The organism is Thauera sp. DNT-1 (assembly GCF_055393985.1).
In genome coordinates this window covers 875,082-898,098 of sequence record NZ_AP043752.1, presented here as the reverse complement: position 1 = coordinate 898,098, position 23,017 = coordinate 875,082, and the positions used below count along the sequence as shown (strand labels likewise).

Sequence of the window (23,017 nt, the reverse complement as noted above, 5' to 3'; positions counted from 1 at the left end):
GAGGCCATGGCTGAGATCATTCGCGACGCTGCACGCCTGTTCGCCGACCCGGACCTGATCATCCGGCACCGGCCCAACGGCGACCGCATCCTGCGTTCGGGCATCGAGCTGCCGGATGCGATCCCGCGCTGCGTGGGCGACTGGCTGGAGCACTGGGCCGCGGTGCAGCCCGACGAGGTCTTCCTCGCCGAGCGCAACGCCGCCGGCGAATGGGATCGGCTCAGCTATGGCGAGGCCCGCCGCCGCGTCGTGGCGATCGCCTCCTGGCTGCTCGGCCAGAAGCTCTCGGCCGAGCGGCCGGTGGTGATCCTCTCGGACAACGCCATCGAGCATGCCCTGCTGGCGCTGGCGGCGATGCACGTCGGCGTGCCGGTGGCGCCGATCTCGCCGGGCAACTCGCTGATGTCGAAGGACTTCGGCAAGCTGCGCGGCAACTTCGAGCTGCTGCGCCCGGGCGTGGTCTTCGCCGACCCGATCGAGCGCTTCCTGCCCGCGATCGCGGCGGTGGCCGACCTGCACGACGGTGTCGTCGTCGCCGGCAGTCGCAGCCAGCCGCAGCCCGGCGTGCTGCCCATCGCGCAGATCGAGGCGCAGGCCGCTGCGAAGGCCGACGAGGCGGCCGTCATGGCGGCCTTCGCTGCGGTCGGCCCCGACACCATCGCCAAGTTCCTGTTCACCTCGGGTTCGGTGGGCACGCCGAAGGCGGTCATCAACACCCAGCGCATGATGTGCTCGAACCAGCTCGCCAAGGAGCTGGTGTGGCCCTTCCTGCGCAGCAACCGCCCGGTAGTGTGCGAGTGGCTGCCGTGGAGCCACACCTTCGGCGGCAACCACGACTTCAACATGGTGCTGCGCTGGGGCGGCAGCTTCTACATCGACGACGGCAAGCCCACGCCCGCGCTGATCGAGAAGACCCTGCGCAACCTGCGCGAGGTGTCGCCGACGATCTATTTCAGCGTGCCGCGCGCCTACGACATGCTGGTGCCCCACCTGCGCCAGGACGCCGCCCTGCGCGAGCGCTTCTTCCGCCGCCTGCAGGTGATCATGTACGCCGGTGCGGCACTGCCGCAGCACCTCTGGAACGAGCTCGAGGCGTTGTCCGAGGCGAGCGTCGGCGCGCGCATCCCCATGGTGTCCTCGTGGGGCTCCACCGAGACCGCGCCGCTGGCTACGGACTGCCACTTCCAGGCGGTGCGCGCGGGCGTGATCGGGGTGCCGGTGCCCGGCACCGAGCTCAAGCTCGTGCCCTCGCACGGCAAGCTCGAGGTGCGGGTCAGGGGGCCCAACGTCTTCACCGGCTACTGGAAGCAGCCCGAGCTGACCGCGAAGTCCTTCGACGACGAGGGGTACTACCTGATCGGCGACGCCGTCGAGTTCGTCGATGCGGCGCACCCCGAGCGCGGCCTGCTCTACGACGGCCGCGTCGGCGAGGACTTCAAGCTCCTCACCGGCACCTGGGTGCATGTGGGCTCGGTGCGGGTGGCGGGGATCGACGCCATGTCGCCGATCGCGCAGGACATCGTCGTCACCGGCCACGACCGCGACGAGATCGGCTTCCTGATCTTCCCCAACCTGCCCGAATGCCGCCGCCTGTGCCCGCATCTGGCACCCGACGCCGACATCATCGACCTGCTGCTCAACCCGGCGATCCGCAGCCGCGTCGCGCAGGGCATGGCGGCGATGATCAAGAAGGGCGGGGGCTCCTCCACCCATCCCACGCGCGCCATCCTGATGGCGGAGCCGCCCTCGGTCGAGGCCGGGGAGATCACCGACAAGGGATACATCAACCAGCGCGCGGTGCTGACCCGCCGCGCAGACCTGGTCGAGTTCCTCTACGCCGACGTGCTCGACAAGACCGTCATCACGGTCCATCCGGCGGCGTGATTTTCATCGAAAGGGAACAAGCAATGACCGAACAGCTCGTCAAGACCACGTCCGAGGACGACATCTACACCCTCCTGCTGGCCCGTCCGGATAAGCGCAACGCGATCAGCGACCGCCTGCTCGCGGCGCTCGAGGCGGCGCTGGTCGCCACCCCCGAGGGCACCCGCGCCATCATCCTGGCGGGCGAGGGCAAGCACTTCTGCGCGGGGTTGGACCTCTCCGAGCACCAGCACCGCGACGCCTTCGGCACCATGCTGCACTCGCAGTCCTGGCACCGCATCTTCGCCCGCATCCAGAACGGCGGCATCCCGGTGATCGCCGCGATGCAGGGCGCGGTGATCGGCGGTGGGCTAGAGCTGGCCACCGCGGCGCACATCCGCGTCGCCGAGCCCAGCACGATCTACCAGCTGCCCGAAGGCCGCCACGGCATCTACGTCGGCGGGGGCGCCTCGGTGCGCGTGGCGAAGATCGTGGGCGCCGGGCGCATGTGCGAAATGATGCTCACCGGCCGCATCCTCGACGCCGACGAGGGCCAGCGCCTCGGCCTGTCGCACTACCTCGTGGGCGCGGGCGAGACGCTCGCCAAGGCGCAGGAGCTCGCGCGCCGCGTCGCCGAGAACGCGCCGATGGCCAACTGGGCGATGGTCACCGCGATCGCCCGCATCGACAACATGGCCAGCGACGACGGCTTCTTCGTCGAGTCGCTGACCGCCGCGGTCGTCCAGACCAACCCCGAGATCGCCGCACGCATCGGCGAATTCCTCCAGCGCAAGGGCCAGGGAGCACGTCAATGAGCAAGCAGGGCATGGGTAACTTCGCCGAGTCGGAGGCGGCCGCGCGCGGCCTCGCCTACGACGACATCTGGCTGGTGGCCGGCCGCCGCACGCCGTTCGCCGACTACAACACCGTGCTGCGCGACGTCTCGCCGACCGACCTCGGCATCGCCGCGGCGCGCGCGCTGTTCGCCGACAGCGGGATCCCCGCCGCCGAGGTCGACGCGATCGTCGCCGGCAACATGGCGCAGTCGAGCTTCGACGCCTACTACCTGCCGCGCCACATCGGGCTGTACTCGGGCGTGAATCCCGACGTGCCGGCCCTGCTGGTGCAGCGCCTGTGCTGCACCGGCTTCGACACCATCCTCACCGCCGCCGACCACATCACGCTCGGCAAGGCGAACGTCGTGCTCTGCGTCGGCGCCGAGTCGATGTCGCGCAACCCGGTGGCGGCCTACACCCACCGCGCGGGCTTCCGCATGGGGCAGGTCGAGTTCAAGGACTTCCTCTGGGAGGCCACGCTGGACACCGCACCGAAGACCTCGATGGGCGGCACCGCCGAGAACCTCGCGGTGCGCTATGGCATCGACCGCGACGAGGTCGACCGCTTCGCCGCGCAGAGCTTCGCCCGCGGCGTGGCGGCCTGGGAGGCAGGCTGGTTCGGAGACGAGGTGAGCGCGCTGGCGAACGAGACCTGGGAGCTCGACGGCTACAAGCCGCGCGGCATCCGCCTCGCCGATCGCGCCAGCGTGTGCGATCGCGACGGCCACGTGCGGCCGACCGCGCTCGAGATCCTGCAGAAGCTCAAGCCCGCCTTTGGTGGCGTGCAGACCGGCGGCAACAGCTCGGCCATCGTCGATGGCGCGGCGGCGGTGCTGGTGGCGCGCGGCGACTGGGTGCGCGCCCACGGGCTGCAGCCGCTGGCCCGGGTGGTGGCGGGCGCGGCGGTGGCGGTGCCGCCCGAGATCATGGGCATCGGCCCGGCGCCGGCGATCCGCGCCGCCGCACGGCTGGCCGGCATCGCGGTCGAGGACATCGGTCGCGTCGAGATCAACGAGGCCTTCGGCGCGCAGTACCTCGCCTGCGAGCGCGAGCTCGCGCTCGACCGCGACAAGGCCAACGTGAACGGCGGCGCGATCGCCATCGGCCACCCGCTCGGCGCCTCGGGCGTGCGCCTGACCCACACCGTGGCGCGCGCCGTGCGTGCCGCCGGGCTGCAGTATGGCGTGGCCTCGGCCTGCGCCGGCGGCGGCCAGGGCGTGGCGGTGATCGTGGAGAACGTCGCCTGAGCGGCGACCGGGAGAACGCAATGAGATTCGCAGGCAATACCTTCATCGTCACCGGCGGTGCCTCCGGGCTGGGCGAGGCCACCGTGCGCGCGCTGCATGGCGCCGGCGCCAACGTGGTGATCGCCGACCTCAATGCCGGGCAGGGCGAGACGCTCGCCGCCGCGCTCGGCGAGCGCGCCGCCTTCGCCCGCACCGACGTCTCCGCCGAGGCGGACGCGCGCGCGGCGGTGGACCTGGCGGTGAGCCGCTTCGGCGGCCTGCAGGGGTTGGTCAACTGCGCCGGCATCGGCAACGCCGGCAAGGTGCTCGGCAAGGAGGGCGCGCAGCCGCTCGCCGACTTCGAGCGCTCGATCCGCATCAACCTGATCGGCACCTTCAACATGATCCGGCTCGCCGCCGAGGCGATGAGCAAGGGGGTGCCGCAGGCCGACGGCGAGCGCGGCGTGATCGTGAACACCGCCTCGGTCGCGGCCTACGAGGGCCAGATCGGCCAGGCCGCCTACGCGGCCTCGAAGGGCGGCATCGTGTCGATGACGCTGCCGATCGCGCGCGAACTCGCGCGTTTCGGCATCCGCGTGATGACGATCGCGCCGGGCCTGTTCATCACCCCGATGATGCGCGGCCTGCCGCCCGAGGTGCAGAAGTCGCTCGGCGAGAACACGCCCTTCCCGCCGCGCCTCGGCGAGCCCGAGGAGTTCGCCAAGCTGGCGCTGAGCATCATCGACAACGTGATGCTCAACGGCGAGACGATCCGGCTAGACGGCGCGGTGCGCCTGGCCGCGCGCTGAGACGGGGCCCGCCATGGCACGCCGCCACCTCCACCGCATGCGCATCGCCTTCAGCGACTGCGACCCCGCGCAGATCGTGTTCTTCGCCAACTACTTCAAGTGGTTCGACACCGCCTTCCGCGAGTTCTGCACCGCCTGCGGCGTGCCGAGCTGGCGCGAGACCACGGCTACGCGCGGCATCATCGGCGCGCCCCTGGTCGACGCGCAGGCGAAGTTCCGCAACTCGGCCACCTATGGCGAGGACATCGAGATCGAGTCCTGGGTCGAGGACTGGGGCGGCAAGAGCTTCGTGATGCGTCACGTCGCGCGGCGCGGCGACACCGTGCTGTGCGAGGGCAGGGAGGTGCGCGTGTTCGCGGTCCAGGACCCGGAGGATCCCCTGCGCATCAAGGCAATTCCGATCCCCGAGGATCTCCGCGCCGCCTGCAGCTGAGCGCGCGAGAACAAGAACGACAGAGAGGAGACTCCGGATGTACGACTACCAGCCCCCCTTGCGGGACATGCAGTTCATCCTCGCCGAGCTCGCCGGGCTCGACGACATCGCCCGCCTGCCCGGCTGCGAGGAGGCCAGCGCCGACGTGATCGGCGCCGTCCTCGAGGAAGCCGGCCGCTTCGCCGCCGGCGTGCTGGCGCCGCTGAACCGCGCGGGCGACGAGCAGGGCTGCCGCTTGCTGGAGGGCGGCCGCGTCGCCACCCCCGAGGGCTGGCAGCAGGCCTATGCGCAGTTCTGTGCCGCGGGCTGGCTCGGCCTGTCGCTGCCGGTCGAGTTCGGCGGCCAAGGACTGCCCAAGCTGGTGTCCACGCCGGTGATGGAGATGTGGAACGCCGCCAACATGGCCTTCACCATGCTGCCCATCCTCAACCAGGGCCAGGCCGAGGCGCTGCGGATCGCCGCCAGCGCGGAGCAGAAGCGCACCTGGCTGCCCAAGGTGGTGAGCGGCGAGTGGGGCAGCACGATGAACCTGACCGAGCCGCAGGCGGGCTCCGACCTCGCCGCCACGCGCACCCGCGCCGAACCGCAGGCCGACGGCAGCTACAAGCTGTTCGGGCAGAAGATCTTCATCTCCTACGGCGAGCACGAGCTCACGCCCAACATCGTCCACCTGGTGCTCGCCCGCCTGCCCGACGCACCGGCGGGGGTGAAGGGGCTGTCGCTCTTCATCGTCCCCAAGTTCCTCGTCGAGCCCGATGGCAGCCTGGGTGCGCGCAACGACGTGCGCTGCATCTCGATCGAACACAAGATGGGCATCCACGGCAGCCCGACCTGCACGCTCAGCTTCGGCGAGGGCGGCGGCGCGATCGGCTGGCTGGTGGGCGAGCCCAACCGCGGCCTCGAGGTCATGTTCGTGATGATGAACGAGGCGCGCTTCGGCGTCGGCGTGCAGGGCGCGGCGCTCGCCGAGCGCGCCTACCAGATGGCGCTCGGTTACGCCCGCGAGCGCGTGCAGGGGCGCGACGCGGTGAGCGGGGCCGCGGGCCGGCCCATCCTGTGCCACCCCGACGTCAAGCGCATGCTGCTGTCGATGCGGGCGCGGGTGATGGCGATGCGTACGCTGCTCTACACCGCCGCCGGCTGGTTCGACATCGCCCACCACCACCCCGATGCCGCGGTGGCGGACAAGCACCGCCGCTACGTCGACCTGCTGATGCCGGTGGCCAAGGGCTGGTGCACCGAGCTCGGCAACGACGTGTGCGACGAGGCCATCCAGGTCTTCGGCGGCATGGGCTTCGTCGAGGAGACCGGAGTCGCGCAGCACTTCCGCGACGCCCGCATCATCACCATCTACGAGGGCACCACCGGCATCCAGGCCAACGATCTGGTGGGGCGCAAGATCCTGCGCGAGGGCGGCGCCACGCTGCGCGAGCTGATCGTCGAGTTGCGCGCGAGCGCCACGGCGCTCTCGGCCGCGGGGCTCGCCGAGCTCGGCGACGGCCAGGGCGCGGCGATCGACGCGCTCGAGTCGGCGACCGACTGGATCCTCGCCAACGGCCGCGAGCAGCTTGGCGAGGTGCTCGCCGGCGCGGTGCCCTTCCTGCACCTGCTCGGTACCGTGTGCGGCGGCTGGCAGCTCGGGCGTGCCGCGCTGGCGGCGCGCGCGCGGCAGGCGGCGGGCGAGGGCGACCCGGTGTACCTGGACGGCATCGTCGAACTCGCGCGCTTCTACATGGCGACCCTGGGCCCGCAGGCCGCGGCCCATGCCGCCACCGTGCGCGAGGCCGGCGGTGCACTGACCCGCTTCGACGAAGCGGCCTTCTGATCACCGTCCGCCCGGCAGGCCGATGCCTTGCCGGGTGCAAAAATTGGAACTGGACCAATGTCGAAATCGAAAGTCATTCCCGCCGCCGAGGCGGGCAAGCTGATCAAGGACGGCGCCACGCTGTATTGCAGCGGCGTGGGCCTGGCGGGCTTCGCCGAGGAGGTCGCGATCTCGATCCGCGAGCGCTTCGAGGCCACCGGTCATCCGCGCGACATGACGATCTGGCACGCCTGCGGGCTCGGCAACGGCAAGAACAAGGGCATCTTCCACCTCACCCAGCCGGGCATGATCAAGCGCATCGTCGGCGGCCACTTCGGCGTGGGCGGGCCGGTGCTGATGCAGCTGATCATGGACAGCCGCATCGAGGCCTACAATCTGCCGCAGGGCGTGCTGGTGGTGCTGCCGCGCGAGATGGCGGCAGGCCGCCCCGGGCTGATCACCAAGGTCGGCCTGGAGACCTTCGTCGATCCGCGCATCGAGGGCGGCAAGCTCAACTCGGCCACCAGCGAGGAGATCGTCGAGCGCGTCGACTTCGACGGGCAGGAGTGGCTGTTCTACCGCGCGCCGCGGATCGACGTCGCGCTGATCCGCGGCACCACCGCCGACGAGAACGGCAACCTCACGGTCGAGGACGAGGGCATCTTCAACGAGTCGATCTCGATCGCCCAGGCCGCGAAGCGCAACGGCGGCATCGTCATCGCGCAGGTGCTGCAGGTGGTGCAGAACGGCACCCTGCATCCGAAGCAGGTCAAGGTGCCGGGCATCCTGGTGGACCACGTCGTCGTGGGCCGTCCCGAGAACCACATGCAGACCATGGGCACGCAGTACAACCGCGCCTTCGCCGGCGACATCCGCGTGCCGGTCGGTTCGCTGCGCCGGCTGCCGCTCGACGAACGCAAGATCATCGCCCGCCGCGCCGCGGTCGAGCTCGGCCACGGCGCGATCGTGAACCTCGGCATCGGCGTGCCCGCCGGCATCGCCTCGATCGCGGCCGAGGAGGGCGTGCAGGACCTCATGGCCTTGACCCTGGAGACCGGCCCGATCGGCGGCATCCCCGCCGACGGGCTCGACTTCGCCCACGCCAGCAACGCCGATGCGACCATCGACCCGGGCTACCAGTTCGACTTCTACGACGGCGGCGGCCTCGACGTGGCCTTCCTCGGGCTCGCCCAGACCGACGTCCATGGCAACGTGAATGTCTCCAAGTTCAGCGGCCGGCCGGTGGGCTGCGGGGGCTTCATCAACATCACCCAGAACGCCAAGAAGGTGGTGTTCTGCGGCGCCTTCACCGCCGGCGGGCTGGAGATCCGCGCCGCCGACGGCCGCCTCGAGATCGTCCGCGAGGGCACGAGCCGCAAGTTCCTCGACCACGTCGAGCAGATCACCTTCAGCGGCCACTACGCCGCCGGGGTGGGGCAGACGGTGATGTACGTCACCGAGCGCGCAGTGTTCCAGCTCACCCGCGAGGGCGGCATGGAACTGCTCGAGGTGGCGCCCGGCGTCGACATCGAGCGCGACATCCTCGCCCACATGGACTTCGTGCCGCGCATGGAGCGCGTGCGCGAGATGGACGCCGGCATCTTCAGCGAGCGCTGGGGCCGGCTTTACGAGATCCTGCACAGCTGAGACGCGGGCTCGACCCCGGGCGGCCGCCCGGGGTGAAACCCGGCCGCGGCCGCCTGCGCCGCTGCTTCGCCTCAAGCCCCCGCGTAGCGCTCCAGCCAGTGCGCGTAGGGTGCCGGCAGCACCCAGGTCGGGCGCTCGACGCCCAGGGCGCGCGCGGCATGCATCGGCCAGTGCGGGTTGGCGAGGTGGGCGCGGCCCACCATCACCAGATCGAGCTGCCCGTCGCGCACGCAGGCGTCGGCGATCACCGGGTTGTCGATGCCCCAGGCCGCGGCCACCGGCAGCCCGGCCTCGCGGCGCACGCGTTCGGCGACCGGGGCGAGGAAGGCGGGACCCCAGGGCACCCTGGCCTTCAGGGTCGAGAAGCCGACGCTGACGTTGAGAAAGTCCAGGCCCTCGCGCTTGAAGCTGCGCGCGAGCTCGATCGACTCGGCGAGCGTCTCCTCGTCGCGGCCGTCGTATTCGATGACGCCGAAGCGCACCGTCAGCGGCAGGTTCTCCGGCCACACCGCGCGCACCGCGCGCACGGTCTCGATGAGGAAGCGGCTGCGGTTCTCGAAGCTGCCGCCGTAGGCGTCGCTGCGCTGGTTGGCGTGCACCGAGAAGAAGCACTGGCCGAGGTAGCCGTGGGCGAAGTGCAGCTCCAGCCATTCGAAGCCGGCCGCGCGTGCGCGCTTCGCGGCGGCGACGAAGTCCGCGCGCACGCGGGCGATGTCGTCCACCGTCATCTCGCGCGGCAGCTTGGGCAGGTGGGCGCCGAAGGCCGTGGCCGAGGGCGACAGGGTCTGCCAGCCGCGCGCATCGTCGGCGGCGATGTGGTCGTCGCCCTCCCACGGCCGGTTTGCGCTGGCCTTGCGACCGGCGTGGCCGATCTGGATCCCGGGCACCGCGCCTGCGGCCTTGATCGAGGCCGCGATCGGCGCCAGTGCGGCGGCCTGCGTGTCGTTCCACAGGCCGAGGCAGCCCGGCGTGATGCGGCCCTCGGGCGACACCGCGGTGGCCTCGACGATCAGCAGCCCGGCGCCACCGCGCGCGAGCGCGGGGTAGTGTACGCGGTGCCAGTCGTTGACCACGCCGTCGGTGGCTGAGTACTGGCACATCGGCGGGATGGCGATACGGTTGCGCAGGGTGAGGTCCTTGAGCTTGAAGGGCTGGAAGAGGGCGGTCATGAGCGATGTGGTTCCGAAGGGGCGATGCAGGCCGCGTGGCGGCCGGATGGGGAAAGATGAGCGAAGGGATTGTGCGGCCGACGGGCCGAACGAGGGCTGGAAGGTAGCGGACGAGCGCTGCGCGCGTCCACTCGGCATTGCCTCGGCTCCAAAGGCACAAGCGAACGGCCCGGCGCCTGGCGACGCTCGGGCCGTTCGCACTTCGCCCGCGGACGACCGGGGCGGCAAACCCCTCAGCAGCCGCATCGGCAGGTCGAGTCCGGCGTCCAGTTGACGCCGTCGAAGCTTCCCGCTTCACGTCGGCAGCAAGGCTTCGCGGGCGCACGGCCGGTCTTCAGCAGCAGGCGCTGCCCACCGACGGCGCGCCCCTTGGCGTCGAGCTCGATCAGATCGAGCTCGAAGACCTGGGCGCCGGTCGGGCGCCGGCCATCGGGCACGAACTGCACATGCACGGTGCCGAAGCTGCCGGGCTTGAGCGGCGGGCCGACGACCTCCGCGCCCGCACGCGCGATGAACAGGCGCCCGTCCTGCAGGCGCTCGAAGCCATCGCCCTTCACGCCCTCCTTCACCCATTCGAGCAGGGCCTCGCCGCGGAACTCGACCATCAGGTGGCCCCAGTCGAACAGCGAGAAGCCGCGCCGCTTCGGCGTGCGGAACAGCAGCCGCGTGGCGCGCCGTTCGCGCGTGAAGCGCCCGATCACCACGTCCGCGTGGCGCGCCCCGTCGCCGTCGGTGTCGACGATGGAGATGTTCTTCCACACGATGTTGTTGTTGTTCTGCACGTTGGCGTAGAGGTTGGCAGTCTCGGCGAAGCTCATGCCGAAGGGCGCGGTGGCGGAGGTCTCGATGCGGGCGAGCAGGCAGAAGTGCGCCTTGTCCGCGCCGAAGGCCGCATAGTCCGAAGGATCCGGCGGCGTCCACGCGAACTCCACGATCTCGGTGTCGCCGCCGTTCACGCTCACCGCCTGGCTGCCGACGAGCCCGCCCATCAGCGCCGGGCTGGCCACGCTGCCGTCCCAGGGCGCCGGCCACGACAGCGAGCTCGACGCCTTCGCCCAATACAGCTTGAGCGTGCCGCTCTGCGCCGCGGCGCCGGCACAGCCGCGGTTGCGCACGCGCACATAGACGTAGTTCGTCTGCTCGCCGTTGGGGTTCTGGTGGTCCTGGTTGGTGAGGCCGTCGGCGACGTTGCGCACCCAGATGTCGTCGCTGATCCACATCGGGTTGGTGCTCGCATCCGGCTCGGCGCCGACGTCGTCGGCGTTGTCCTGCATCCACAGGTCGGGCGCGGGCGAGCCGCCGCCTACCGGGACCAGCCCGTCGGAGGCCAGGATGCCGGTGCGCGCGACCATCAGCGTCGCGTTCATGCGGGTCACCTGGTCCTGGGAGAACATGAACATGCCGACGTCGTCGGTGTAGTCCATGTAGTTCATGTACATGTCGCCGTTGGGCCCGTTGCCGCAGGAGATGCGGATGCCCGCAGGATTGCCGTAGGTCTCGTCCGCCTGGTTGGGTGTGTCGGCGCACATGTCGGTGCCGCTGCACTGGTCGGGCTGCGCGGTGTCGTCGCCCCAGATGTGGATGAGGTTGAGCCAGTGCCCGATCTCGTGGGTGGCGGTACGGCCGAGGTTGAAAGGCGCGGCGGCCGTGCCCATCGTCCCGAAGGCCTGCGTATCGACGACGAAGCCGTCGAGCGCCGCCGGGCCGCCGGGGAAGGTGGCGAAGCCGAGCAGGTCGTCGGTGAAGTTGGCCACCCACATGTTGAGGTAGCGGTCCGAAGGCCACGGATCGGCCCCGCCGGTGGTCGCCGACTTGACGTTGTTTCGGGTCGCCCGGGTGAAGCCGGTCGTCGCCGTGTTCGTGCGCGTGATGCCGGTGGTCGCGCCGCAGTTGGGGTCGCGCACGGCGAGCGCGAACTCGATGCGGGCGTCCGCGGCCACGCCGGCGAAGTGGGCCGGCACGCTCGCGGCGTCCGCGTTCGTGCGGCGGAAATCGGCGTTCAGCACGTCGATCTGCGACTGGATCTGCGCATCGCTCACGTTCTGCGCCGCGGTGTTCCACACCACATGCACCACCACCGGGATGCGCACGATCCCGGTGCGCAGGCCCTCGGCGGCGTAGCGCGCGATGAACTGGCGCGTCTCGAGCTCGATCTCCCGGCGCCTGCGGCGATATTCGGGATAGAGGTAGGCGAGCCGGCGATGCTCTTCCATCGTTGCGCAAGTGCGCTGACGCCGTTGCTCGGAAGGTTCCTTGTCCTTGGTCCTCGCCATGATGGCCTCCTCTCGATGGATGCAGCCGAGCCCGCTTCGGCTCGGTACGCCTCGCGGCACACCGGCCTGCTCACACGTCGATACGGAGGCGGAAGGGAGGCCCGGCCAAGGGCAGCGGCTTGCGGATGCCGCTGCAAAGGATCGCGCACGCACTCCCGGCCAAGGGCCGGGACGCCAGCGCCGTGCGTCGGTAACACGCTGATTCGTAATCGGTAATTCAGCATAGATAAGGACGGTCGCGAGTCAAGGCACGTGTGCGGTGCGGATTCTGCCAGGCCATGCCGGGTGCTCCGTCGCGGGTGCATAATTTAACGATGTCCCTGCCCCTGTTCCTCTTCGACCGTCCCGAGTCGGTCGTCACCTGGTCGGCGATCGACGACCGCGTCATGGGCGGCGTGTCGCGCAGCGCCTTGCGCTTCGATTCCGCCGGCCATGCGCTGTTTGCCGGGACGGTGTCGGCGGACAACAACGGCGGCTTCGCCTCGGTGCGCAGCGCCCTGGCGCCGCCCGCGCCCGGCGGGTTCGGCAACGAGGGGCTCGACGCGGGCGACCGCGACGCCATCGAACTCGAAGTGCGCGGCGACGGCCGCCGCTACAAGCTGGCCCTGCGCACCGACCGCGGCTTCGACGGCGTCAATTACCAGGCTGCCTTCGCGCCCCCGGCCGGCTTGTGGACCCGGGTGCGCCTGGCCCTGGCCGATTTTCGGCCCACCTGGCGCGGTCGTCCGGTGCCTGACGCACCGTCGCTGCATGGGGCGCGCATCGAGCAGGTGGGGCTGATGATCGCCGACCGGCAATTCGGCGGCTTCGAGCTCGCGGTCCGGGGGATCTGGATGCTGCGCGACCGTGCAGAAGCAGGGGGTTGAGCGAGGCGCGGCGAGCCCCTTCGCCAGAGCGGACGCCTCGGCCACCCCCTCAGTGATCCTTCCCCGCGTAGATCCACATCGCCACCGTGCGCCCTGCGCGGGTGAAGCCCATCGCCTCGTAGAAGGCCACCGCGTCGCCGTCGGCGGTCAGCATCAGTTGGTGGAAGTCGCGATAGCGCGCGAGCATCGCCGCCATCAGGCGGCGCCCGATGCCCTGGCGCTGGAACGCCGGCAACACCAGCATGTGCGGGAAATACGCCACCAGATGCCCGTCCGAGATCGCATTGACCAGCCCCACCAGCCGCCCGTCCACGCGCGCGGTCGCCAGCGCATGCGAATCGCGCAGCGCGCGCAGCAGCACATCGGGCTTCTCGGCCGAGGACCAGCGGTTGGCGACGTAGAGCGCGAGCACCTCGTCGTGCTCGACCCGATCGGACAGGGAAATGACGGCGTTCGGTGACATGCTTGGGTGATCCGGGAGGCGTGGAGGGATGGAGAAGGCGGCGGCCGCCGTCCGGCGAGCCCGCCGGCGCTCAGATCGCGGCCAGCACCGCCTGCAGCGTCTGCGCCCCGTGGGGCGACAGCAGCCAGGCGAGCGCCGCGCAGTTGAGCACGACGGTGATCCAGTAGGTGGTCTGGAACGAGGCCTTGGAAGACTTGTGGCGGAACAGCCGCTGCGCCACCAGCGCCCCCGGCCAGCCGCCGAGCAGGGCGAACAGGTGCAACGTGTTCTCCTTGACGCGCCAGGCGTCGCGCACGGCGGCCGACTTGTCGTGCCCGTAGGCGAGGAAGGCGACGACGCTCGCCGCCGCGTAAAGCGCGAGCACCGCCAGCGGCAGCCGCCCGAGCCAGGCCATCACGCCCAACCAGCCGACGAAGCCCGCCGCGAAAAGCGGTGGCAGGCTGCTGCGCCCCGGCGCCGCAGGCGCTACCGCGCGCTCGCCGACAAAGGCGACGGCCTTCGCCTGCAGTCGTCCCTTGGCATCGGTGGCGAGTTCGTAGCTCACCAGCTCCGTGCCTTCGGGCCGGCGCTGGCGGTTGGCAAGGCTGCTGACGTGGACGAAAACCGGCTCGCCGCCGCCGTTGGGGGTGATGAAGCCGAAGCCTTTGTCGTCCTTCCAGGTGGTGATCTTTCCTTGGTGGCGCATGATCGTGGGGTCAGGGGAGGGATCGAGGGAGGGTGGAGACTACCGCGCCATCAGCGCAAACACACCCCAGCCCAGGTATTCACGGGTGTAAGCAACGTGGCGCGCCGGTTCCGAAGTCAGCCGGGCGCGAACCTCGTGGGCCAACTCGTCGTCGGGGTTGGCGTCAAGCCAGCGGCGCATGGTGAGCCATTTGGCTGCTTCGTATCGGTCCCAACCGTCCTCGTTTGCCAGAACCATCTCGACAAGGTCGTAGCCGAGCGTGCCGAAGGACGACACAAGTTCCGGAAGCGGGAGGAAATCAGAGATTGAGTTTGCAAGACAACGCTTGGCGATCTCGTCAGTAGCGGGCAGTCGTCGCCAGTAGGGCTCGCCAATGAGGATGATCCCTCGGGCGCGAAGGCTTTGCGCCAGTAGTTCGATCGTTCCGGAAAGCCCTCCGCCAATCCAGGTGGCGCCCAGGCAAGCGGCGACGTCGACCTTTTCTTCAGCAATGTAACCCGCTGCATCGCCATGAATGAACCGAACTTGATCGGCAACGCCGAGTTCTTTGGCGCGCAGTCCTGCATGCTCGGAAAACAACGCGCTCATATCGATTCCGGTCCCGAAGATCCCGTGATCGCGAGCCCATGTGCAGAGCATCTCACCCGAACCGCTGCCGAGGTCGAGCACTCGTGTCCCGGGCGCCATACGCAACGCCGTGCCGAGCGTCGCGTACTTGTCGGGAGTGAACGGATTATGGAAACGGTGAGCGCTTTCAGTGATGTTGAATATTCGCGGGATGTCCACTGTAAGGGCTCCTTTGCGGAATGAGTGGGTGAAATGCTGATGCGATCGCGGTTTGGACGACTGCTAATCTGGAGCGTCAGGGATTGGTCTCAGGCGCCCGACTGCGACTCCGTCCTTTGCAGCGGACCGGCAAGTCGTACTCAAGCTTCTCGACCCGACCTGTTGTTGCTGCTGAGCTTTGAGGAATGGTGCCTTTCAACGTTCGAGATAATCCTTCCCGCAACGTAATTGGGGTCTGTCCCTATTTCCTGCTGTTTCCTGTCTCCCCTGACGTGCAGGAAGACCGGCTCGCCGCCGCCGTTGGGCATGATCCTGAATCCGTGTTCGTTTAGCCGGAAATCCAGCCTAACGCATTGATGTAATTGTACAATTACGCATCCGACTCATTCACCCAACCGACCATGCCGCGCTTCGAAGTCAAGCAATCCGCCAAGCTCAACCTGACCTCGTACTCGGGCCTGGCGCTGATCGGGCAGTGCTGCCAGGCGGCACAGGTTCAGGCGGTGATCGACCCGAGGCTGCCAGTGTCGCAGGGCATGCTGAGCTCGGATCTGGTCAAGTCGGTGGTCGGGCTGCTGAGCCTGGGCAAGAGCGACTTCGAGGCGATCGAGCCGTTTCGCGGCGACCGCTTCTTCAAGGAAGCGCTCGGGCTCGCCAAGGTGCCCGGCAGCGTGTGGATGCGCCAACGGCTCGATGCCCGCGCGGCCGAGCTGCGCGAGCTGACCGACGAGCTGAGCCTGCGCCTGCTCGAGCGCACCGAGGCGCCGATCACGGCGCACAAGGGCTACGTCTGCGCCGACCTGGACACCTTCGTGATGGACAACTCCGACACCAAGAAGGAAGCGGTCAGCCGCACCTACCAGGGTGTCGACGGCTACACGCCGATCGCGCTGTACCTGGGCAACGAGGGCTGGAACCTCGGCCTGGAACTGCGCGCGGGTTCGCACCACTCGGCGCTGGAGACGGAGTATTTCTTCGAGCGCGCGCTCCCGCGCCTGCGCCGGGTGTGCGCCGCCGATGCGAAGCTGCTGTGGCGCGCCGATAGCGGCTTCGATAGCGCGCGGCTGCTGTTCGCGCTGGCCGACGAGCGCGATCGCTGGGCCGAACTCGGGCGTTCGTTCGATTACCTCACCAAGTGGAACCCGCGCCGCCAGGACAAGACCGCCTGGGTGGATCGGGCCGAGGCCGCCGGTGCGTTCGAAGAAGCGCGCGTGGGCAAGCGGGTGGGGCTGCTGGACCTGAAGATCGATCGTGCCTGGAAGAAGGCCAAGCGCACGCTGCGCCTGGTGGTGCGGGTGACCGAGCGCACCATCGACAAGAAGGGCCAGCACCTGCTGGCGCCCGAGATCGAGATCGAAGGCTGGTGGACCAGCCTCGATGGGGCGATGGCCGAGGTGATCGAGCTCTACAAGCACCACGGCACGCACGAGCAGTTCCACTCCGAGATCAAGACCGACCTGGACCTCGAGCGCCTGCCCTCGGGTAAGTTCGACACCAACGACGCGGTCGTGCATCTGGCCGCATTCGCCTACAACTGCCTGCGCCTGATCGGCCAGCTCGGGCTGGCCGGCGAGCTCTCGCCGATCCGCCACCCGGCCAAGCGCCGGCGCATCAAGACGGTGCTGCAGGAGGTGATGTACCGCGCGGCGAAGTTCGTCGAACACGCCCGGCGCCTGGTGCTGGACTTCGGGCGCGGCGTGGCCGCGCATGTGAAGGTGTTCACCACGGTGCAGGCGCGACTGTGCGCGGTGGCTTCGCCGTGATGCAAATCCGGCGGCCGAATTCTCCGAATCGAGGCCATTTCGCTGCGGCGGAAGGGCGACGGCCGCGCGGGAGAAGGGAAATGACATAGCGCACCCGCCGGAAGCCCGGCTCGCCGGCGCTCCGGGCCATGAAAGGACGGCGCTCGGGGCTGCGGTGAGCTGAGATTGGGAGTCAGGCAGCAGAAGAATCATGCGCTGGGGCTCGCGGAGCGGGTATGCGCTGTAGAGAACACGGATTCAGGATGATGAAGCCGAAGTTTGCCGTCGAGAATTTTTACACTTCGACAGGTTTGAGCGCCAGAAGTATCGGGCGTAGGAAATAAAGTTGATATTATTCAATGTGTTAAGTAGATTTGTTCTGGCTGGAATACATCTTGCTTGCGTTGATGCCAGCAAGGTCGCGCCGAATGGGGCGATAGGACGATCGCTCGGGCGGCGTCCGCTTGCCAAACACCAGACAGCAACATTCGGGGACATCAAAATGAACAAGCAGCTTCTCTCGGCAAGACTCATTGCCATCGCAGCGCTCGCGACCGCCGGCGGCACCGCGCTGGCGGCGCCCTACACCCTGACGACCGGCGCCGGCGACGGAAGCGTCACGGTCGGCGTGGATGGCTATGGCAGTTTCGGCTCCTCCGTGGGAGCGAACTCCACCGATGCGCTCTACAACCCGATCGGCGCGGGGGTGGCGGCCGGGACGACGTACGAGTCGGGCGTGGCCATCAGGCTGGGCGCAACGGCGGGCGCACGCACCTTCCTGACCTCCGGGGACATCGGCGGCAGCGGCGGCTTGACGAACCCGACGGTCACCGGCTCGACGACGACGGCGAGCAGCGCGTTCGCCCTCAGCGGTCTTTCGTTCAGCCTGTCCCAGGTGCTGACTCCCTTGATGACGGGCAGCACGCAGACCGGCAGCGTCCTGACGCAGACCTACTCGATCACGAATACCACGCAAGGCCTGCTCGGTTTCGAGCTCGTGCGCTATATCGATGGCGATCTCCAGTTCGACGGCAGCATCTCGGACGGCGGTGGCCGCATCAGCCTCGGCGGGGTCGAGGTGCTGTTCGAGACGGATACCGCGACCGGGTCGGCGACCTCAACGACCTTCGTCGGCATCAGCGCCACTGGCGGCACCGTTCCGGCCACCGGGCGCTATGAAATCGACTCGTACAGTGGCTTGCGCGGACGCATCGTTTCCGGCAGCGCCCTCGACGACCTGATCACCGGCGACGGTGCCGATATCGACCAGTTCATCGATCTGGGCGGCGGTTATGACGTCACGCTGGCGCTGCGCAACGTGTTCTCGCTTGCTGCGGGTGCATCGTCGGAGTATGTGACGCGCACCTATTTCGGCGCAGGGACACCGGAGAGCGTTGTGAATCCGACTCCGGAGCCCGGTTCGCTGGCGCTGCTCGGCCTCGGCCTCGCCGGTCTGGCGGCGCGCCGCCGCAAGGCAGCCTGAGCGCCCGGCGCATCGCTCCGACAACGGCAGCTGCGGCTGCCGTTGTCGTGTGCGCCCGGGCCAGGTGCACTCCAGGCAGAAGGGCAAGAGGCCGAGCGGCACCTGGCGCGGGCGGGGAGCTCAGGCTCGCGCCGGGCGGGGCCGCTTCGCCTCCGCAAGCGCATACACCCAGGCCTCCACTTCGGTGCCATCGGCCAGGACGGCCTTGGCCGCTTCGCGCACGTAGTCCTCGCCCTCGAAGGCATCGAGCGCGGGCCAGTGCGCGGCGAGGTTCGGCGACACGAAGACGTGTCCGGCGATCTCCTCGCCGTGCGCGTCGAGTACCAGGGCGGGGAAGCCGGATTGCGCGAATCCCCAGCCGGCGCGGACGAGCCGGCCGCGCACGCTGGCGGGCTGCCAGGTGCCGCCGATCTTCTGCAGGACGTGTTCGTTGGGGCGGCCGGGGCCGAGCGTGCCGTAGACGAAAAGGCGTTCCATCGGGATCTCCGGGTTGGCATGCGGCGGCAGGCTGCTAGCATGGTATGAGCCGCGAGCGTGTGCCTCGCCCTCGATTGGACCACAGCGTCATGCCGCTCACCATGCCCGATGATCCCTCGGCGGATCCTTCCGCCTCGCGCCGATCCATCCCCGGCTTCTGCGGCCTGTGCAAGTCGCGCTGCGGCTCGCGCATGGTGGTGGAGGGCGGTCGGCTGGTGGCGCAGCTGCCGGACCCGGCGCATCCGACCGGGCGGGCGCAGTGCGTGAAGGGGCGGGCGGCGCCGGAGCTGGTCTACGACCCGCAGCGCGTGCTGCGCCCGCTGCTGCGCACGCGCCCCAAGGGCGACTCCGATCCCGGCTGGCGCGAGATCTCGTGGGACGAGGCGCTCGACCGCGTCGCGCAGGCGCTCGCGCGGGTGCGCGACGAATCCGGCGCGGAGGCGGTGGCGTTCGCGATCGCGACGCCGAGCGGCACGCCGATCGCCGACGACATCCGCTGGATCGAGCGCCTGGCCAACGCCTTCGGCAGCCCCAACGTGGCCAACGGCACCGAGATCTGCAACTGGCACAAGGACTTCACCCATCAGCTCAGCTTCGGCCGCGGCATCGCCACGCCGGACTTCGCGCACAGCCGCTGCATCGTGCTGTGGGGGCACAACCCGCGCGACACCTGGCTGGCCAACTCGCTGGCGATCCGGGCGGCGCGCAAGGCCGGGGCGAAGCTGGTGGTGGTCGATCCGCGCAAGGCGGGCTTCGCGGCCGATGCCGACCTGTGGCTGCGCGTGCGCCCCGGCTCGGATGGCGCGCTCGCGCTCGGGGTGGCGCGGGTGATGCTGGCGCGCGGGTGGTTCGACGCCGGCTTCGTGCGCGATTTCAGCAACGCGCCGCTGCTGGTGCGCGGCGACAACGGCCGCCTGCTGCGTGCCGGCGAGCTCGCCGCGCCGCCGGCGGGGGCGGCGGCGGACGACTTCGTCGCGCTGGGGGTGGATGGGGGCGTGATCGCGTGCGCGCGCGGGTGGTCGGGCACCGACCGGACACCGATCGCGTCGGGTCGGGACGTGCGCGCCGCGGCGGGCAGCGGTGATCCGGATCTGCTGCGGTCGGGCGGGCTCGATGTCCGACTCGTCGACGGCGGGATGCTGCGCTGCGAGACCGTGTTCTCGCTCTTCGAGCAGGCCTGTGCCGACTACACCCCCGAGCGCGTCGCCGAGCTGTGCTGGATCGAGCCCGCGCAGGTGGAGGCGCTCGCCCGCCTGCTGCACGAGGCCGGGCCGGCGGTCTCGTACTACTGCTGGGCGGGCGTGTGCCAGCATACCAACGCCACCCAGACCGACCGCGCGATCGCCACGCTGATGGCGCTCACCGGCAGTTTCGACGCGCCGGGCGGCAACGTTGCGTTCACGCCCGCGCCGTCGAACGACGCCAGCGGCAAGGAACTGCTCCCCGCTGCGCAGCGCGCGCGCTGCATCGGGCTGGAGCGCTCGCGGCTCGGCCCTGCCAGGCTGGGGTTGATCGGGTCGGACGTGCTGTGGGACGCGATCCTGGAGGGGCGGCCGTACCCGATCCGCGCGCTGGTGGGCTTCGGCCGCGACTTCCTGCTCAACCATGCCGATGCCGAACGCGCCGCGCGGGCGCTCGCCGCGCTCGAGTTCTGCGTCTATGCCGACCTCACCCTGACGCCCACCGCGGCGCTGGCCGACATCGTGTTGCCGATCTGCACGCCGTGGGAGCGCGAGGCGCTGCGGGTGGGCTTCGAGGGCAGCCAGGCGGCGGAATCCTGGGTGCAGCTGCGCCCGGCGGCGATCGCGCCGCTCGGCGACAGCCGCGCGGATGCCTGGGTGGTGTTCCGGCTCGCGCAGCGGCTGGGGCTGGGCGAGCAGTTCTGGGGTGGCGACCTCGAGGCGGGGCTGGCCCATGTGCTCGCCCCGACCGGACTCACGCTCGAGACGCTGCGCGCGCACCCGGGCGGGCTCGCGCTGCCCGCGGCCACGCGCTACCGCAAGTACCGGGACGAGGGCTTGCGCACGCCGAGCGGGCGTATCGAGCTGTATTCCGAGACGCTGCTCGAGCACGGCGAGCCGGCGCTGCCGCGCTTCGCCGAGCCGGTTGATTCGCCCTTCGGCAAGGCGGCGCCGGAATATCCGCTGGTGATGACCACCGCCAAGCTGCGCCACTTCCGCCACGGCCAGGACCGCCAGGCGCCCTCGCTGCGCCGGCACTCTCCCCAACCGGCGGTGCATCTGCACCCGGACGCGGCACGGGCGCGCGCCATCGCGGAGGGCGACTGGGTGCGGGTGCGCACTGCCAACGGCGCCATCCGCCTGCGCGCGCGTTTCGATGCGGCGCTCGATGCGCGTGTGGTGTGGGTGGAATACGGCTGGTGGCAGCCTGGCGCGGCGGGGGCGGCCGACGGCTACGACGCGCGCTCGGAGGCGGGGGCGAACTACAGCCGCCTCGTCTCCGACCGCAGCGTCGATCCGGTCGCCGGCTCGCAGCCCCTGCGCTCGGGGCTGTGCGAGATCGAGCCGCTCAGTAGCTCAGGTTGAGCTGGTACACCGCCGTGGTGCCGCTGACCTCGTTGCCGACCAGCAGCAGCGGCTTGGCGTTGGGAGAGTCCTTGGCGGGGATGAAGTGCAGGCCTTCGGGGCCGAGGTCGCCGACGCTCGCCAGCACGGTCGAGGGGTCTTTGGTGCTCCAGTCCTCGCGCGGGTTGAGGTAGTCCACGCGGGTCGGCGCCTGCGGGTCGGTGATGTCATAGACCAGCACGCCGCCCATGCGCTCGAGGCCGACGAAGGCGAAGGTCTTGTCGCCGATGCGGCCGAGCGCGACGCCTTCGGGTTCCGCACCCTTGTTGTCGCTGCGATTGTCCAGCGTGTCGCCTTCCTCGTGGTTGGTGTTGAACCAGGTCGCGCAGGGGATGTTGCGCGCGCTGCCGAGCTTGCACTCGTCGCTGGCGAGGAAGCGCTCGATCTCGGCGCCCGAGTCCCACACCAGCTTGCCGTCCGCGTCGCGGATCGAGAACGAGCGTCCGCCGAAGGCGTAGAGCGTGTCGTACATCAGGCGGGTGCCGGCCGGGTTCTCGTTGCCGGCGGTGTCGAACAGGATCGGCTTGCCGTCGGCGTCCTGGCGATAGCCCATGGTCCAGGTGATGTTGAGGCGGCCGAGCTGGTCGTCGTCGCGGCACTTGCCCGGGTTGCCAGCGACCGCGCCGCAGTAGGCGAAGACCGTCGGGTCGAGCAGGCCGCCGTCGGCGAGCGCGTCGAGCTGCGGCGGCAGGTCGTCGCCCTTGCGGCCGGTCCAGCCCCTGGTGTTGGTGAGGTGCTTGACGCGGAACTCCTCGACGAAGCCCTTGCTGGCGTCGCCGTCCCAGTAGGCGTCGTCGCCTTCGCCCCAGGTACGGGCGTCGCCCTCGTTGGCGGTGACCAGCAGGGTGCGGCCCTGGTGGGTGTATGAGGCGATCGCGTCGGGCAGGTAGAGGCCGCGCACGCCCGGCCAGGCCTGGATGACGGCCTTCTTGTCGGTGTCGGAGGGATCGAACGCGTTCGCATCCACACCGTGGTCCTTGTCGCCGAGCGGCAGGATCGCCTCCACCGTGGCCTTGGCCACGTCGATGCGGGCGAGCGCGTTGTTCTCCTGCAGCGTGGCCCACGCGGTGGCGCCGTCGGCCGAGACGGCGATGTACTCGGGCTCGAGGTCCTGCGCGGCGCTCGCGCCGGGGCCGTAGATGCGCACGCCCTGGGCGCGCAACGCCTTCTCCTGGCCGTTGAAGGCGGTGAAGCCGGCGCTGCGGGCGACCGGGGCCGTGGGGGTGGAGACGTCGATCACGCTGATCGAGCCCTCGGGGTCGATCGAGTAGTCGTCGTTCGGCTCGCCTTCGTTGGCGACCAGCACGGTCTTGCCGTCGGGCGTGAAGGTGAGCATGTCGGGCAGGGCGCCGACCTCGACGCTGCCCAGCAGCGAAAGGTCAGCCGCGCGGTAGAGCGCGACCCGGCCCTTGTCGGTCTTGGGGCTGGCCTGGATCGCGACCGCGACCACGCCATCGCGCACGGCGACGCTGTTGATCTCGGAGCCGGCGAGCAGGGCCTGCGAGTCGAGCCGGCCGACGGAGATCGGCGTTGCGGGGTTGGCGAGGTCGAGCACGTCGACCGCGCCCGCATCCGCGTTGACCACGAAGGCGCGCTTGCTGGCGGGGTCGTAGGCGGGGATCTCCGCGGCGCTCTTGCCGAAGAGATTGGTCGCGTAGCCGCCGATGCGCTCCAGGCGCAGCGAGATCGGGGTGCGCTCGGGAGCGGGGGCCTGCGGGGCCGGGGCGGTTTCGGTTGCAGGCGGCGGCGGTGGAGTGTCGTCGTCGCCGGTGCACGCAGCCAGCGTGGCGGCGGCGAGGAGGCTGAGGGAGAAGGTCTCGAGGGCGTGGCGCAGGCGGTGGCTCATGGTGTCGGGGGGCGGTGGGCAAAG

General features: G+C 69.9%; 18 protein-coding genes. 11 read left to right on the top strand and 7 right to left on the bottom strand.

Annotated features, from left to right (window positions below; translation table 11 throughout):
• The first annotated feature begins 6 nt into the window (after positions 1-6).
• Genes ACZ5PP_RS04225 through ACZ5PP_RS04195 form a run of 7 tightly spaced genes read left to right on the top strand, consistent with a single transcriptional unit; the run spans position 7 to position 8,618 of the window.
• Complete coding sequence (locus ACZ5PP_RS04225; RefSeq protein WP_273421975.1) at positions 7-1,884, top strand: feruloyl-CoA synthase; 1,878 nt, start codon at positions 7-9, stop codon at positions 1,882-1,884.
• A 23-nt stretch (positions 1,885-1,907) separates the two neighbouring features.
• Positions 1,908-2,678, top strand: a complete 771-nt coding sequence (locus ACZ5PP_RS04220) for a crotonase/enoyl-CoA hydratase family protein (protein ID WP_273421977.1) — start codon at positions 1,908-1,910, stop codon at positions 2,676-2,678.
• Positions 2,675-3,946, top strand: coding sequence for a thiolase family protein (locus tag ACZ5PP_RS04215; RefSeq protein ID WP_464826789.1), 1,272 nt, complete (start codon positions 2,675-2,677; stop codon positions 3,944-3,946). The genes ACZ5PP_RS04220 and ACZ5PP_RS04215 overlap by 4 nt, the downstream gene beginning before the upstream one ends.
• A 20-nt stretch (positions 3,947-3,966) precedes the next feature.
• A complete protein-coding gene (locus tag ACZ5PP_RS04210) occupies positions 3,967-4,734 on the top strand; it encodes a 3-hydroxyacyl-CoA dehydrogenase (protein WP_287470434.1) in 768 nt (255 codons plus the stop codon).
• Between the two features lie 13 nt (positions 4,735-4,747).
• The gene (locus ACZ5PP_RS04205) at positions 4,748-5,167 is read left to right on the top strand and encodes an acyl-CoA thioesterase (RefSeq protein ID WP_012585526.1); all 420 of its coding nucleotides are present in this window, start codon (positions 4,748-4,750) and stop codon (positions 5,165-5,167) included.
• 37 nt (positions 5,168-5,204) lie between these two features.
• Positions 5,205-6,992, top strand: coding sequence for an acyl-CoA dehydrogenase (locus ACZ5PP_RS04200; protein ID WP_464826788.1), 1,788 nt, complete (start codon positions 5,205-5,207; stop codon positions 6,990-6,992).
• Positions 6,993-7,049: 57 nt separating this feature from the next.
• Positions 7,050-8,618 carry an acyl CoA:acetate/3-ketoacid CoA transferase gene (locus tag ACZ5PP_RS04195; protein WP_012585524.1) on the top strand — a complete coding sequence of 523 codons (1,569 nt, stop codon included), beginning with the start codon at positions 7,050-7,052 and terminating at the stop codon, positions 8,616-8,618.
• Between the two features lie 71 nt (positions 8,619-8,689).
• Here ACZ5PP_RS04195 and ACZ5PP_RS04190 read toward each other — a convergent pair whose 3' ends face one another.
• Positions 8,690-9,787 (bottom strand): NADH:flavin oxidoreductase/NADH oxidase, encoded by a 1,098-nt coding sequence (locus tag ACZ5PP_RS04190; protein ID WP_287470436.1) that lies wholly within the window; start codon positions 9,785-9,787, stop codon positions 8,690-8,692.
• Between the two features lie 233 nt (positions 9,788-10,020).
• On the bottom strand, positions 10,021-12,060 hold the full coding sequence (locus ACZ5PP_RS04185) for a zinc metalloprotease (protein ID WP_464826787.1): 2,040 nt from the start codon (positions 12,058-12,060) through the stop codon (positions 10,021-10,023).
• Between the two features lie 314 nt (positions 12,061-12,374).
• Between ACZ5PP_RS04185 and ACZ5PP_RS04180 the strand changes: the two genes are divergently transcribed.
• On the top strand, positions 12,375-12,926 hold the full coding sequence (locus tag ACZ5PP_RS04180; RefSeq protein WP_287470437.1) for a CIA30 family protein: 552 nt from the start codon (positions 12,375-12,377) through the stop codon (positions 12,924-12,926).
• A 49-nt stretch (positions 12,927-12,975) separates the two neighbouring features.
• On the opposite strand, the gene ACZ5PP_RS04175 is transcribed toward ACZ5PP_RS04180, so the two are convergent.
• From ACZ5PP_RS04175 to ACZ5PP_RS04165, 3 genes are all read right to left on the bottom strand, one after another.
• Positions 12,976-13,389 (bottom strand): GNAT family N-acetyltransferase, encoded by a 414-nt coding sequence (locus ACZ5PP_RS04175; protein WP_287470438.1) that lies wholly within the window; start codon positions 13,387-13,389, stop codon positions 12,976-12,978.
• A gap of 70 nt (positions 13,390-13,459) precedes the next feature.
• Positions 13,460-14,074, bottom strand: a complete 615-nt coding sequence (locus ACZ5PP_RS04170; protein ID WP_464826786.1) for a DUF1294 domain-containing protein — start codon at positions 14,072-14,074, stop codon at positions 13,460-13,462.
• Positions 14,075-14,113: 39 nt separating this feature from the next.
• Positions 14,114-14,860: an SAM-dependent methyltransferase gene (locus ACZ5PP_RS04165; protein ID WP_464826785.1), complete on the bottom strand. Its 747-nt coding sequence runs from the start codon at positions 14,858-14,860 to the stop codon at positions 14,114-14,116.
• A gap of 401 nt (positions 14,861-15,261) precedes the next feature.
• On the opposite strand from ACZ5PP_RS04165, the gene ACZ5PP_RS04160 reads away from it, so the two are divergent.
• Entirely contained in the window at positions 15,262-16,623 is a 1,362-nt protein-coding gene (locus ACZ5PP_RS04160; RefSeq protein ID WP_004300513.1) for an IS1380 family transposase, read from the top strand.
• A 481-nt stretch (positions 16,624-17,104) separates the two neighbouring features.
• Positions 17,105-18,085 (top strand): PEP-CTERM sorting domain-containing protein, encoded by a 981-nt coding sequence (locus ACZ5PP_RS04155; protein WP_464826784.1) that lies wholly within the window; start codon positions 17,105-17,107, stop codon positions 18,083-18,085.
• A gap of 120 nt (positions 18,086-18,205) precedes the next feature.
• On the opposite strand, the gene ACZ5PP_RS04150 is transcribed toward ACZ5PP_RS04155, so the two are convergent.
• A complete protein-coding gene (locus ACZ5PP_RS04150) occupies positions 18,206-18,562 on the bottom strand; it encodes a gamma-glutamylcyclotransferase family protein (RefSeq protein ID WP_273421987.1) in 357 nt (118 codons plus the stop codon).
• Between the two features lie 89 nt (positions 18,563-18,651).
• On the opposite strand from ACZ5PP_RS04150, the gene ACZ5PP_RS04145 reads away from it, so the two are divergent.
• Positions 18,652-21,108: a molybdopterin-containing oxidoreductase family protein gene (locus ACZ5PP_RS04145; protein ID WP_273421988.1), complete on the top strand. Its 2,457-nt coding sequence runs from the start codon at positions 18,652-18,654 to the stop codon at positions 21,106-21,108.
• Here the strand turns inward: ACZ5PP_RS04145 and ACZ5PP_RS04140 are convergent.
• Positions 21,092-22,993, bottom strand: a complete 1,902-nt coding sequence (locus tag ACZ5PP_RS04140) for a choice-of-anchor I family protein (RefSeq protein WP_273421991.1) — start codon at positions 22,991-22,993, stop codon at positions 21,092-21,094. The genes ACZ5PP_RS04145 and ACZ5PP_RS04140 overlap by 17 nt on opposite strands.
• Positions 22,994-23,017 lie beyond the last annotated feature (24 nt).

Bases quoted from the DNA above. Each gene is read 5' to 3' on its own strand.
- ACZ5PP_RS04225 (WP_273421975.1), top strand. From the start codon at position 7: ATGGCTGAGATCATTCGCGACGCTGCACGCCTGTTCGCCGACCCGGAC.
- ACZ5PP_RS04220 (WP_273421977.1), top strand. From the start codon at position 1,908: ATGACCGAACAGCTCGTCAAGACCACGTCCGAGGACGACATCTACACC.
- ACZ5PP_RS04215 (WP_464826789.1), top strand. From the start codon at position 2,675: ATGAGCAAGCAGGGCATGGGTAACTTCGCCGAGTCGGAGGCGGCCGCG.
- ACZ5PP_RS04210 (WP_287470434.1), top strand. From the start codon at position 3,967: ATGAGATTCGCAGGCAATACCTTCATCGTCACCGGCGGTGCCTCCGGG.
- ACZ5PP_RS04205 (WP_012585526.1), top strand. From the start codon at position 4,748: ATGGCACGCCGCCACCTCCACCGCATGCGCATCGCCTTCAGCGACTGC.
- ACZ5PP_RS04200 (WP_464826788.1), top strand. From the start codon at position 5,205: ATGTACGACTACCAGCCCCCCTTGCGGGACATGCAGTTCATCCTCGCC.
- ACZ5PP_RS04195 (WP_012585524.1), top strand. From the start codon at position 7,050: ATGTCGAAATCGAAAGTCATTCCCGCCGCCGAGGCGGGCAAGCTGATC.
- ACZ5PP_RS04190 (WP_287470436.1), bottom strand. From the start codon at position 9,787: ATGACCGCCCTCTTCCAGCCCTTCAAGCTCAAGGACCTCACCCTGCGC.
- ACZ5PP_RS04185 (WP_464826787.1), bottom strand. From the start codon at position 12,060: ATGGCGAGGACCAAGGACAAGGAACCTTCCGAGCAACGGCGTCAGCGC.
- ACZ5PP_RS04180 (WP_287470437.1), top strand. From the start codon at position 12,375: ATGTCCCTGCCCCTGTTCCTCTTCGACCGTCCCGAGTCGGTCGTCACC.
- ACZ5PP_RS04175 (WP_287470438.1), bottom strand. From the start codon at position 13,389: ATGTCACCGAACGCCGTCATTTCCCTGTCCGATCGGGTCGAGCACGAC.
- ACZ5PP_RS04170 (WP_464826786.1), bottom strand. From the start codon at position 14,074: ATGCGCCACCAAGGAAAGATCACCACCTGGAAGGACGACAAAGGCTTC.
- ACZ5PP_RS04160 (WP_004300513.1), top strand. From the start codon at position 15,262: ATGCCGCGCTTCGAAGTCAAGCAATCCGCCAAGCTCAACCTGACCTCG.
- ACZ5PP_RS04155 (WP_464826784.1), top strand. From the start codon at position 17,105: ATGAACAAGCAGCTTCTCTCGGCAAGACTCATTGCCATCGCAGCGCTC.
- ACZ5PP_RS04150 (WP_273421987.1), bottom strand. From the start codon at position 18,562: ATGGAACGCCTTTTCGTCTACGGCACGCTCGGCCCCGGCCGCCCCAAC.
- ACZ5PP_RS04145 (WP_273421988.1), top strand. From the start codon at position 18,652: ATGCCGCTCACCATGCCCGATGATCCCTCGGCGGATCCTTCCGCCTCG.
- ACZ5PP_RS04140 (WP_273421991.1), bottom strand. From the start codon at position 22,993: ATGAGCCACCGCCTGCGCCACGCCCTCGAGACCTTCTCCCTCAGCCTC.